This window comes from Streptomyces sp. NPDC002573, assembly GCF_042889625.1.
Classification (GTDB): Bacteria; Actinomycetota; Actinomycetes; order Streptomycetales; family Streptomycetaceae; genus Streptomyces; species Streptomyces gibsoniae.
In genome coordinates, this window is the sequence record NZ_JBIARC010000017.1 from 39,979 (window position 1) to 52,120 (window position 12,142).

Sequence of the window (12,142 nt, forward strand, 5' to 3'; positions counted from 1 at the left end):
AACCACTGTCCACGCTAGCAACCGCCCGGCCCGACGCCATCGGTCTCTGGTCCCGTTCCGCTCCGGCAGCGACCGAGGGCGTGGCCGATACCGGGGCCGACATACCCGGACGGAGGACCAAGGGCGCCTCTCGGCCTACCCGCCCCGCCCGGTCGCGGCCCATAGGATGGCCGTCCCCTGCCCGCCCCGGCGCGCGGCCCGCGTTCGTGGAGAGGTTCCTGACGTGCCCCACCGTTCCGCCCGCGCGGCGGTCCTCTCCGCCGGGTCCTGGGGCACCGCCGTCGCCAAGATCCTCGCCGACGCCGGCACCGACGTCGTCGTGCACGCCCGCCGGGCCGAGATCGCCGACGGCATCAACACCGAGCACCGCAACCCCGGTTACTTCCCGGAGGTCGAGCTGCCCTCCACTGTCACCGCGACGACCGACCCGGCCGCCGCCATGGCGGGCGCGGACATCCTCGTGCTGTCCATCCCCGCGCAGTCCCTGCGAGTCGGCCTCGGTGTGTGGACCCCGTACATCGAGCCTCACACCGTGATCGTGACGCTGATGAAAGGCATCGAGCGGGGTACGTGGCTGCGGGCGAGCCAGATCATCACCGAGGTCACCGGTGTAGGTGCGGAGCGGGTCGCGGTGCTCTCGGGCCCGAACCTGGCGCGCGAGATCATGGCCGGGCAGCCCGCTGCCGCCACCGTCGCATGCCCCGACGAGGACGCCGCCCGCCGTGTCCAGCAGGCCTGCCACACGTCGTACTTCCGGCCCTGCACCAGCACCGACGTCACCGGCTGCGAGCTGGGCGGCGCGGTGAAGAACGTCATCGCGCTCGCGGTCGGCGTCGCCTCGGGCATGGGACTGGGCGACAACGCGATCGCGATGCTGATCACCCGCGGGCTGGCGGAGACCACCCGGCTGGCTGTCGCCATGGGCGCCCGCCCGGGCACCCTCGCCGGACTGTCCGGCCTGGGAGACCTGGTCACCACCTGCTCCTCACCGCTCTCCCGCAACCGCACCTTCGGGGCCCACCTCGGCCGGGGGCTGAGCGTCGAGGAGGCCACGGCCGCCATCCTGCAGACCACCGAGGGCGTCACCTCCGCCGAGGGTCTCCTTGCCCTGGCCGACGCCCACGAAGTCGAGACGCCGATCACCGCAGTCGTCTGGGCCCTGCTGCACGAGAAGATCACCCTTGCCCAGGCCGCGGCCGCCCTGATGCAGCGGCCCCCCAGGCCGGAGCGCTGACCCCGCCGCCCGTCCGGGACCCCGTTGCAGCGGGACGGTATGGCTGTCCGGGCCACCGCTGGTTACTGTTGCCGCGGGCTCGGACACGGGAACGGAACGCTGGAATTTCGGGGCTGCCGGGGGGAGCCATGGATCCGTTGACGGCGGTGACCGCGGGCAAGGCTGCCGCGGGCAGACGGTTCGCCTTCTACGTCGCCGTGCAGCTGACCTCGGTCGTGGTGCCCGGCCTCGTCGCCGTGACCTGTCTGACGGTGCTCATACTGCACGCCCAGAATCCGGGAAGCATCGGCCGAACCCTCAAGGGCGCCGCGCAGACTCTTCACGGGCCGGCCGTGATCATGGTTGATGTCTCCTGGTTGGCCTCCGCGTATGTGGTGGGGTACGTCGGCCGGGAGCTGGCGTTCCGCCTGCTCGGCCTGGCGGAGCGACTGAGCCCGCGGCACCGGGCGACGCTCGGCGCCCTGCACGGTGAACTGGAAGTCGCCTACGGGCGTGCGGCCCTGCGCCGCTGCCTTCGGACCCACCCCCTGCTGAAGTACCTCCTGAGCCCGGCCGACGGCACCTCACCCCACTCCCGGATCCTGCGGCAGCCGGGCGGTGCGCTGCGCACCGGGAACGCCTACGAGGCCTTCAACTACGCCAAGTTATGGCTGCGTGAACACAACCCCGAGCTCGCGCCCGACGCGACCGAGGCGGAGATCAACATCCTCGTCTCGACACTGCTGCCGCTCGCCCTCGGCACCTGGTCCCTGATCGCCCTCACGCCACTGAGCATCGCGGCATCCGCGGTGGCCGTGGTCATCGCGGCAGCCGTGTCAGCCCTCACCTTCGTCCAGGTGCTGCGCCTGCGCCGGGTCGAGTGCTGGGAGGCGCTCCGCAACCTTCTGGAAGACCACGAGATGCGCCTCGCCGCCGCACGGCTGCCGGGATCGCCCTTCCCGGCCGAGCCCGGCGAGGACACTCAGGACAGCGGAGCGGCGTAGTGCCGCAAGTCGGGCAGGATGCTCTCGCAGGCCGGCCCGGACAGCGAACACAACGTCAGATGCATGTCCACGGACGCCTGATGGGCCGCCACGGCACGGTGGTTTCCGTCGAGCAGGACATAGCGTTCCTCGTCCACCCGGTATGCCGGGAGCGTGAGCCGCAGGGGACCGGGGCCTTCGGTGAAGGCTCGTGCCAAGGCGGTGACCGTGTCTCTTCGCCTCTCAGACCAGCTGAGGAGCGTCCGCTCCGCCGCCGCGACCCGCAGCGGTCGGCTGCCCGGAGCGTTCCAAGTGCTGTCGGTTCCCGCGGGGGCGACGTACCAGACCGTGAACAGGTCCGCCAGGCGCCGCTGGGCCTCGCCCTGGGTGAGGGACTCCACGCGGACAGGCGCAGAGAACGTGGCCAGACGTTCCCAGTCGAGCTTCGCTCTGATGTCCGGGCGGAATCGAGCGGCGAAGTCATTTAGTTCCATGTGCAGGCGTACCTCCCCTTGGTTCAGCTGGTTTTGCAACGAGCTTTCCCCAAGGAGGCGGTGAACAACGACCGTCCAGGTCTGGGCGACCTGGACGGTTCTCGAACGGTCTGGTCATCGGTCGGCTACGCCGCCGGGGTGTACGGAGTGACACCGTCGCCGCCGTACGCCGGGTGATCGCCCAGGTGCATGAGCGTGGCTACTTCTTCGACAAGGACACCGTGATGCGGGGCGTGTCGGGAATGGCCGCGCCGATCCCTTCGAGGACCGCGGACCCGTACATGGCCATCACCATCTCGGCGATCAACGACCGGCTTCCCCCTTCGCGTGTCGACGAGCTGGCCCCCTTGCTGCTGGAGGCGGCCCGGGAGATCACCGCGTTCATCGGGTGAGTGAGTGAGTGGGCGGGCGGGTGGCGGGTGGGTGGTGGATTCGATCAGGTGGGATTCGGTCGCGTGTTTGATTTCTGGGTGCATCGTCTCTGACCTGCGGTTCTTCCTCGGCGGCCGCCTAGAGGGGTGAGTGCGCTGGGGCGAGGTCGGCGCGTCCACCGTCGTCCCTGCCGGGATCTGCGTCATAACGGACGGGTGGAGACGTCGAAACCGTCGCAGCCCCGGTCCGCGGGCGTGCGCCCCCTCACCCTGGACGCCGCGGGCGTCACCCTGTCCTGTCTGCTCGCCGAGCCGCCGGACGGACAGCCGCGGGCCACCGTGGTCGCCGTGCACGGCGGCGGCATGACGGCCGGCTACTACGACGGACAGGCACACCCCGACCTGTCCCTGCTGACACTCGGCGCCCGGCTCGGCTTCACCGTGCTCGCCCTCGACCGGCCCGGCTACGGGCGGTCCGCCGAACAACTCCCCGCCGGGCAGACGCTGGCCGAGCAGGTCGAGGTGCTGGACGCGGTCATGGACGGGTTCGCGCAGCGGCACGCCACGGGCGCGGGGTACTTTCTGCTGGCCCACTCCTACGGCGGAAAACTCGCCCTCCTTACCGCCGCGCAGACCCACCGGCCGCTCGCCCTGGACGTGTCGGGCTGCGGCTACCGCTACGACATCGAACCGGCCGAGCTGCCCCGGGTCCTCAGCCGATCCTCCTGGGGGCGCAACTGGGGGCCGCTGCGGCTGTATCCGCCGGACACCTTCCGCTCGCTCGGCGCGCTGGTGGCACCCATGCCGGTGCGTGAGGCGGACGAAGTCGCCCGCTGGCCGGGCATCTTCGACGACATCGCGGCCCGCGTCCGGGCCCCGGTGCGCATGACCTTCGCCGAGCACGAGGCATGGTGGCTGCACGGGGAGCGGGACGTCGCGGAGATCACCGCCCGGCTGACCGAGGCCCCCGTGCTCCGGATCGAGCACCAGCCGGACGCTGGCCACAACATCAGCCTGGGCTGGGCGGCACGCTCGTACCATCTGCGTGCCCTGGGTTTCTTCGAGGAGCGTCTCGCGGCGCTCCGGGGCCAGCGACGCCGTCCGGGCTCGACCGACCGTCCGGTACCGACGGTCCCGTCCGCCACCGTGCCCGGGGTGTGATGGGATGGCGGACACCCCATCAGACGTACAGGAAGAGGATGGTCATGGCGCAGGTCGAGGCCACGACGGAGCGGATCATCGCGGCGGACGCGGAGACGGTGTTCGACACCCTCGCCGACTACAGCGGCGCCCGCGCGCGACTGCTGCCCGAGCAGTTCAGCGAGTACGAGGTGCGCGAGGGCGGCGACGGTGAGGGCACCCTGGTGCACTGGAAGCTCCAGGCCACCAGCAAGCGAGTCCGTGACTGCCTGCTCGAGGTCAGCGAGCCGACCGACGGGGAACTGGTCGAGAAGGACCGCAACTCCTCCATGGTGACCACCTGGAGGGTCACCCCGGCCGGCGAGGGCAGGTCCCGGGTCGTCGTGACCACCACCTGGAAGGGCGCCGGCGGCATCGGCGGCTTCTTCGAGAAGACCTTCGCACCCAAGGGCCTCGCCCGGATCTACGACGCGGAACTCGCGAAGCTCGCCGCCGAGGTGGAGAAGTGACCCAGGCGGCAGCCTGACGCGGGGCGGCCCCGTGATGCCGGTGGCGCGTGACGCCCGTGACGCCGGTGGCCCCGCGACCCCGGCGTGAAGCAGCGTCGTACGCGACCGGCGTAAGCCGTCTGCTTCGTCGTGACCCCTTGTGCGCTCCGGGGCGCCAAACCCCGATTCCAAGCCCCCGGAGCGCACTCCGTCAGTCGTCCGGCTGAATCTCACGCTCACCGTTTCGAGTGGTTTCCCGCATGGGGTCGTTGTACGCCGTAGGGCTCCGACCGGCGGATACCCCCGGACCGCTCCGTTCCGCGGCAACTCGCCGCGCTTGAACCAGTTGTCGCGCAATGCGAGAAATGGGCGGCGCAGCGGCGACGAGGGGAGCGGATACGTGGGCGGGACGACGGTGATGGACGTGGACAGCGAGCGGGCCCTGCCGCCCGAGCTCCTGGACGCGCTTCAGGAACCCGCCGCTGCGGAACGCCCCATGGGGCTCGGACCCCGCCGGGTGCGCCTCGTCTTCGTCGGGCTCATGCTCGCGCTGCTGCTCGCGGCCCTCGACCAGATGATCGTGGCCACCGCGCTCCCGAAGATCGTCGGCGAACTGCACGGCCTGGACCGGATGTCCTGGGCCATCACGGCCTATCTGCTGACCTCCACCGTGGGACTGCCGGTCTACGGCAAGGGCGGGGACCTGTTCGGCCGCAAGGGCGTGTTCCAGTTCGCGATCGCCGTGTTCGTCCTCGGATCCGCGCTCGCGGGCCGGGCCGGGACCATGGACCAGCTGATCGCCTTCCGCGCCGTGCAGGGTGTCGGGGCCGGCGGGCTGATGATCGGTGTGCAGGCGATCATCGCCGATATCGTCCCGCCCCGGGAACGCGGCCGGTTCATGGGCCTGATCGGCGCCGTCTTCGGCCTCGCCTCTGTCGCCGGACCGCTGCTGGGCGGCTACTTCACCGACCATCTCTCCTGGCGCTGGTGCTTCTACATCAACGTGCCCTTCGGCCTGGTCACCCTGGCCGTGGTCACCGTGGTGCTGAAACTGCCGAAGCCCGCTGCGAAGGGCCGCCGGCTCGACGTGCCCGGCACCCTGCTGCTGGCCGCCGCCTCCACCTGCCTGGTGCTGCTGACCAGTTGGGGCGGCACCGAGTACGCGTGGGGTTCGCACGTCATCCTGGGACTCGGTGCGGGAGCGGTCGTCGCGATCGCCCTCTTCCTGGTCGCAGAGCGCTTCGCCGGCGAACCCCTCATCCCGCTGCGGCTCTTCCGCGACTCCATCTTCAGCATCAGCGCCCTGGTGGGCCTGGTGGTCGGGGTGGCGCTGTTCGGCGCCGCCAGCTATCTGCCCACCTTCCTGCAGATGGTCGACGGGGCGAGCGCCACGGAGTCCGGGCTGCTGATGCTGCCGATGATGGCCGGGATCGTCGGCGCCTCCGTCATCGGCGGGCAACTCGTCAGCCACACCGGCCGGTACAAGGTGTTTCCGGTGCTCGGCACCGCCGTGGCGGCCGTCGGCATGTGGCTGCTGTCCCGGCTCGACGTGGACACGCCCCGGCTGCAGTACAGCGTCTGGATGGCGGTCCTCGGGGCGGGCATCGGCATGGTGATGCCGGTGCTGGTGCTCGCCGTGCAGAACTCGGTGCGCCCCGCCGACCTCGGCACCGCGACCAGCGCCAACAACTACTTCCGGCAGATCGGCGGAAGCGTGGGGGCGGCCGTCTTCGGCACCCTGTTCGCGAACCGTCTCACCGACGCGCTGGAAAAACGCCTGCCGCCGAACCTCGGCACCCGTCTGCCCGACCCCGAGTCCATCACCCCGCAGCTCGTCCACGCGCTGCCGCCCGCACTGCGGGACACGTACATCGAGGCCTACGCCGACGCGATGCCGAGGGTCTTCCTCTATTTCGTGCCGGTGCTCGTCCTCGGCCTGCTCATCGCCTTCTTCCTCAAGGAGAAACCGCTGGTGTCCCACAACGCCCCCGTCGACTCCCCGCCCGCCACCCAGGTCCCGTCGGCCCGTACGCCGTACGCCGCGGGAGTGCCCGTCTGCGGCACGGTCCAGCACCCCGACGGCACCGTCGTGCCGCGTGCGGCGCTCACCCTCATCGATGTCGCGGGACAGCAGATCGGGCGCGGTGCGAGCGGCGAGGACGGGCGGTACGCGCTGTCCACGCCGGGATCCGGGTCCTACGTCCTGATCGCCGCGGCCGGCGGCCACCAGCCGCAGGCGGTCTCGGTGACCGTGGGCGAGCGCCCGGTGGAACTGGACGTCGTGCTCGGCGGCGCGGGACGGCTGGCGGGCTGTGTGCTGACGGCCGACGGCACGCCGGTGCGCGACGCCAACGTCACGCTCACCAATGTCCACGGCGAGGTGGTCGCGAGCACCCGCAGCGGGCGTGAAGGCGGCTATGTCATCACGGAGCTGGTGGCGGGCGAGTACACCCTGGCCGCCAGTGCGCCCGCGTTCCGCCCGGCCGCGCTGCCCGTCTCCGTGCAGGCCTCGCGGGAGACCCGGCAGGACGTCGAACTCGCGGGCGGCGCGGTGCTGCGCGGCACCGTGCGCGCGGGCGGCGGGCGGCCGGTCGAGGACGCCCGGGTCACACTTCTCGACGCGGCGGGCAATGTCGTCGACACCCTGACGACGGGGACCGACGGAACGTTCCGGTTCGTCGATCTGTCGTCCGGGGAGTACACCGTGATCGCCGCGGGATACCCGCCGGTGGCCACCGTGCTGCAGGTCGCCGGGGGCGGCCGGACGGAACGTGACCTTCAGCTCGGCCACGAGGACTGAGGGGACCCCGCACCCCCGGCCCGGCCACGTCAACTCCCCGCCCTGTGCGCCCCCTTGAGCGCCGGAGGCGCCCCGGGGTCAATTCGCGTAATACCCCACACGGTACCCGGGAGCGCCGTACCGTGGTGGTGCGCACAGATCTTGGACGCGGGGAGAGAGGGCCTGGGTCATGGACCATGGCACCGAGACGCGCACGCTTCCCGGCCACCCGGCCGGGGACGGCGTGGTCGGCCGTATCCCCCTGGCCGTGGTCGTGGTCGACCGCGACGGGCTGGTCTCACACTGGAGCCGGGGCGCCCGGATACTGTTCGGCACCTCCCGCGACGACGCGATCGGCAGGTCCGCCGTCGATCTGCTGCCGGTCTCCGGCGCCCTCCCCGAGGACGACGAGACCGCGCCCTACGGGGCGTACGCGATGGACGACGGACTCGGTCCCGGGCTGGAGTCCTCGCTCGACGGGCGGCTGTCCTACCCGGCCGCGGGACGCGCCCGCCTCACCGCGCCGGACCCCGAGCGGGGCAGGGCACAGCTCCCCTCGGCCGAACGGCGGGGAAGAGTCGATGTGCTGTGGTGGGCCTACCCCCTGGTGGGCCCCGGCCCCGAAAGGCTGCTGGTGCTGGCGGCCGACGCCGACGCCCTGCGCCACGAGGACGACGGCGCGGTGGTCGAGCGGATCGCGCCCAACTTCGCGTTGCACACCGACTTCCCCGGCGCCGAGGAACTCGCCCGGCGACTGCCCGAGATCCTCCCTAGCATGAGCGTCGGCGAGAGCGCCCGGATCGTCGCGCAGGTCCTCGAACTGGGCTATCCTGTCCTGGAGTTCAGCCAGAACGACCGGGTGCCGGTCACCCCCGACTGGGGTGTGGCCCGGCGTGCGGAGCGCAAAGCGCGCCGGGAGCGTGCGGCGCGGGCCGCCGCGGCCGGTGAGCCGCTGCCGGACGCGCTCCGGGACGAGGGCGAGGACCTGGAGTACGTCGCGGTGCGCGAGCGCCTGGAGTTCCTCAACGAGGTCAGCGGCAGGATCGGCACCTCGCTCGACCTGGCCCGGACGATCAACGAGGTCAGCAAGGCCGTCGTGCCCCGCTTCACGGACGTGGCAGGCACATATCTGCGCGAACAGGTCGTCGCCGGCGAGGGGTTCCCCGACGGTGTGCCCGACACCACCACCATGTGGCACCGTGTCGCCGTCGAGCACACCGACGAGCCGGGCCGCTGGGACGATGTCGTGCCGGTCGGCGAGGCCATGCCGTTCCCCGCGCACACACCGTTCTTCCAGTGCATGACCAGCGGCGAGCCCGTCCTCGTACCGCGTATCAGCGAGGAGATGGGGCACGCGATCGCCGCGCAGTTCGACAAGCGCGACATCCGGCCCCTGATCAACCACCGGTCCATGCTGGTCGTGCCCCTGAAGGCGCGCAACGTGGTGCTGGGCTTCATGATCCTGCTGCGCCACCCGGAGCGAGTCGAGTTCAACGACATGGACCGGGTCACCGGCGCCGAACTCGCCGCCCGGGCCGCGCTCGTGCTCGACAACGCCCGCATGTACACGTACCAGGAGAACGTCGCGGAGACGCTCCAGGACAGCATGCTCCCGCACATAGCGCCCCGCATGGCGGGCTGCGACATCGCCACCCGCTATCTGCCGGGCACCCTGCGCGGACGGATCGGCGGCGACTGGTTCGACTCCGTGAAACTGCCCGGCGCGCGCACCGCCCTGGTCGTCGGTGACGTCATGGGCCATGGACTCAACTCCGCCGCGATGATGGGTCAGTTGCGCACCGCCGTGCAGACCATGGCCGCTCTCGACCTGCCGCCCGCCCAACTGCTGCGCAACCTGGACGACCTCGCGCAGCGACTCGGCGACACCTATCTGGCGACCTGTCTGTACGCCGTCTACGACCCGATCGCGGGCGAGCTGCACCTCGCCAACGCCGGCCACATCCCCCCGGTGATCGTGCGCGCCGACGACGGGCGAAGCGAACTGCTCGACCTGCCCACCGGCGCCCCCATCGGCGTCGGAGGGGTGCCGTTCGAGTCCGTACGGGTGCCGGTGGCGCCCGGCGACCGCCTGGTGATGTGCACCGACGGCCTGGTCGAGATGCGCGGCGAGGACATCGGTGTCGGCCTCGCGACGCTGTGCGAGTCCGCCGCGCACCCGGCGGCCTCGATGGACGACGCCTGCGACACGATCATCCGCTCCCTCAACACCCGCGGCGGCCGCAAGGACGATGTGGCGCTGCTGATGGCCCGGTTGAACGGCATCGAGCCCGAGGACGTCGCGGTGTGGCGGCTCGCGTCCGAGCCGGTCGAGGCCGGCCGGGCCCGGTCGGTGGTCCGGGAACAGCTCCATGAGTGGGGGCTCGGCACGCTCGCGGACAACGCGGAACTGATGGTCAGCGAGCTGGTCACCAACGCCGTACGACATGCGCACGGCCGTCGGGTGGAACTGCGCCTGGTGCGTGGCGACACCCTGTTGTGCGAGGTGGACGACGACGACCACACCCTGCCCACGCTGCTGCACGCGGGCCCCGGCGACGAGTTCGGGCGCGGGCTGCGTGTGGTCAGCACCGTGGCCCGCGAGTGGGGAACCAGCCGTACGAGCGGGGGCAAGACGGCATGGTTCGAACTGACGCTGCCGCGCGTGCCGCGTCGCTGAACGCACTTGGCATTCATGTGACTTACACAGGAACGTGCCGGGCGCTTGTCGCCCCGCGCCGGGCGCGATAGACCGATCTCGCCCGTCACCTCCGGCCGGCTGCGGTCGCATCCTGGGGAGTTGGGAATGAGCGTGACGAGTCGGTACCGACGGGCCTGGGAGGGCTTCTGGAGCGAGGCCCCCGATGACGCGGAGGCCGTCCTCTGGGACGCGGACCCGGCGCTGACCGCGGCCGTCCATCTCCCCCTGTTCGCACCGCTGCTGGCCGACCCGGGGCTGCCCCTTCTGGACCTGGGCTGTGGGAACGGCACCCAGACCCGCTTCCTGGCCGGCCGCTTCCCGCATGTCGTCGGCGTGGACCTGGCGGCCTCGGCCCTCGACCACGCCCGCCGAGCCGATCCCGCGGGGACGGCCGGATACCGAGTGCTGGACGCGGCCGAGAAGAGCGAGACCGCGACGCTGCACGCCGAACTCGGCGACGTCAACGTCTATATGCGGGGCGTGCTCCACCAGAGCGAACCCGACGACCGGCAGCCGCTCGTCGACGGCATCGCGACACTGGTGGGGGAGCGCGGCCGGGTCTTCCTCGTCGAACTCGCCGAGGCCGCCGGAATCGCACTGAGAGCCCTGGCGCAGGGGCCCGAGGGGCCGCCCGCCAAGCTGGCCCCCGTCTTCCGGCACGGCATCGCGCCCGGTGAGGTGGCCGATGCCGCGGTGCCGGAGTATCTGCGCGTCGCGGGTCTGACGGTGCTGGCGAGCGGCGAACTGCCCCTGATCACCACCGAGCACACGGCGGACGGCTCCCGTATCGAGGTGCCGTCGAAGTGGATCGTGGCGGGCCGGACCGCCTGACGGGCCGTCTTCCCCCCAGCGGGGCGATTCAGGGCCGCACCGCTCGCTGCGGTGCGGCCGTGGTCCCCCGATCCTCCAACGAGGGTGTGGTGAGCACCAGTTCGGCGGGGCGGGCGGGCTCGGCGAGACGGTCGAGCAGGCATTGGGCGGCGCGGCGGCCCACGTCGTGGCTGCCGTTGTCCACCGTGGTGAGCCACAGATGCCGTAGACGGGAGACATAGGTGTTGTCGTAGCCGACGACGGACAGGTCACGCGGCACCCGGAGGCCCAGCTGCTCGGCCGCCGAGAGGGCGCCGACACACGCCATGTCGTTGAACGCGAAGACGGCGGTGGGGCGTTCGCGGGCCGCCAGCACGCGGACCGCGGCCCGGTAGCCGCCCTCCTCCGTGAGGTCCCCCTGCTCCACCACCGCGGTGTCCGCCAGGCCGTGCTCGCGCATGACCGTCTCGAAGCCGCGCCGGCGCAGCTCCCCGACCACCCCCTGCCCGGCGATGTGGGCGATGCGGCGGTGGCCGAGGCCGACGAGGTGCTCGGTGGCGAGCCGGGCGCCGTGCTCGTCGTCGCCCGCGACGATGTCCACCGCGGGCAGCTCGGGCTCGCGGGCCCCCGCGACCACGGTGGGAATCCGCGCCGCCGCCGTCCTCAGCGCCTCGGACGGGGGCAGGGTGCCCACGGCGATCAGGCCGTCCACCCCGAGGTCCGTGAACGTACCGGGGAGGTCCTCGCCGAGGCGCCGGCCGAGCCGTCCGTCCGCCATCAGCATGCGCAGCCCGGCGTCGTGCAGCCGGGAGTTGAGACCGTCGAGCAGCTCCACGAACCAGGGGTTGCGCATGTCGTTCAGCAGTACCCCCACCGTGCGGGTGCGCCGCTCGCTGAGGCTGCGCGCGGCGGCGTTGGGCCGGTATCCCAGCTCCTCCACGGCCGCCAGCACGGCCTGACGCTTCTCGGGGCGGACTTGGTCGGAGCCGCGCAGCACCAGGGAGACCAGCGATTTCGACACTCCGGCCCGTTCGGCCACATCGCGGATCGTCGGCGGTCTCATATCTGGACCGTTCCATACGGCCCAGACCCTTGTCAAAGGATTGACAACTGCCGGAACGAGCCGCAGTGTGGGCCGGGCAGGCTCTGGACCGGTCCAAAGAGGG

The 12,142-nt window shown here is 71.6% G+C and carries 10 protein-coding genes; 8 read left to right on the top strand and 2 right to left on the bottom strand.

The window, feature by feature from the left end; genetic code table 11:
- Positions 1-223 precede the first annotated feature (223 nt).
- On the top strand, positions 224-1,234 hold the full coding sequence (locus ACFYX0_RS18070; RefSeq protein WP_388971277.1) for an NAD(P)H-dependent glycerol-3-phosphate dehydrogenase: 1,011 nt from the start codon (positions 224-226) through the stop codon (positions 1,232-1,234).
- A gap of 128 nt (positions 1,235-1,362) precedes the next feature.
- Entirely contained in the window at positions 1,363-2,217 is an 855-nt protein-coding gene (locus ACFYX0_RS18075) for a hypothetical protein (protein WP_388971449.1), read from the top strand.
- Here ACFYX0_RS18075 and ACFYX0_RS18080 read toward each other — a convergent pair.
- Positions 2,196-2,690 carry a hypothetical protein gene (locus ACFYX0_RS18080; protein ID WP_388971279.1) on the bottom strand — a complete coding sequence of 165 codons (495 nt, stop codon included), beginning with the start codon at positions 2,688-2,690 and terminating at the stop codon, positions 2,196-2,198. The two genes, ACFYX0_RS18075 and ACFYX0_RS18080, sit on opposite strands and share 22 nt — an antisense overlap.
- A gap of 173 nt (positions 2,691-2,863) precedes the next feature.
- Here ACFYX0_RS18080 and ACFYX0_RS18085 point away from each other — a divergent pair, with 173 nt between their 5' ends.
- The 6 genes from ACFYX0_RS18085 (at position 2,864) to ACFYX0_RS18110 (ending at position 10,997) form a co-directional block, all read left to right on the top strand.
- Entirely contained in the window at positions 2,864-3,082 is a 219-nt protein-coding gene (locus ACFYX0_RS18085; protein ID WP_388971281.1) for an IclR family transcriptional regulator C-terminal domain-containing protein, read from the top strand.
- A 195-nt stretch (positions 3,083-3,277) separates the two neighbouring features.
- Positions 3,278-4,222, top strand: coding sequence for an alpha/beta hydrolase (locus ACFYX0_RS18090; protein ID WP_388971284.1), 945 nt, complete (start codon positions 3,278-3,280; stop codon positions 4,220-4,222).
- 44 nt (positions 4,223-4,266) lie between these two features.
- On the top strand, positions 4,267-4,710 hold the full coding sequence (locus ACFYX0_RS18095; RefSeq protein WP_355911699.1) for an SRPBCC family protein: 444 nt from the start codon (positions 4,267-4,269) through the stop codon (positions 4,708-4,710).
- 379 nt (positions 4,711-5,089) lie between these two features.
- Positions 5,090-7,489 carry an MFS transporter gene (locus ACFYX0_RS18100; RefSeq protein WP_388971286.1) on the top strand — a complete coding sequence of 800 codons (2,400 nt, stop codon included), beginning with the start codon at positions 5,090-5,092 and terminating at the stop codon, positions 7,487-7,489.
- Between the two features lie 169 nt (positions 7,490-7,658).
- Positions 7,659-10,145, top strand: a complete 2,487-nt coding sequence (locus ACFYX0_RS18105) for a SpoIIE family protein phosphatase (RefSeq protein ID WP_388971288.1) — start codon at positions 7,659-7,661, stop codon at positions 10,143-10,145.
- Between the two features lie 126 nt (positions 10,146-10,271).
- Entirely contained in the window at positions 10,272-10,997 is a 726-nt protein-coding gene (locus ACFYX0_RS18110; protein WP_388971290.1) for a class I SAM-dependent methyltransferase, read from the top strand.
- Between the two features lie 28 nt (positions 10,998-11,025).
- Here the strand turns inward: ACFYX0_RS18110 and ACFYX0_RS18115 are convergent, their stop codons facing one another.
- The gene (locus ACFYX0_RS18115) at positions 11,026-12,039 is read right to left on the bottom strand and encodes a LacI family DNA-binding transcriptional regulator (RefSeq protein ID WP_388971292.1); all 1,014 of its coding nucleotides are present in this window, start codon (positions 12,037-12,039) and stop codon (positions 11,026-11,028) included.
- Positions 12,040-12,142: the final 103 nt, after the last annotated feature.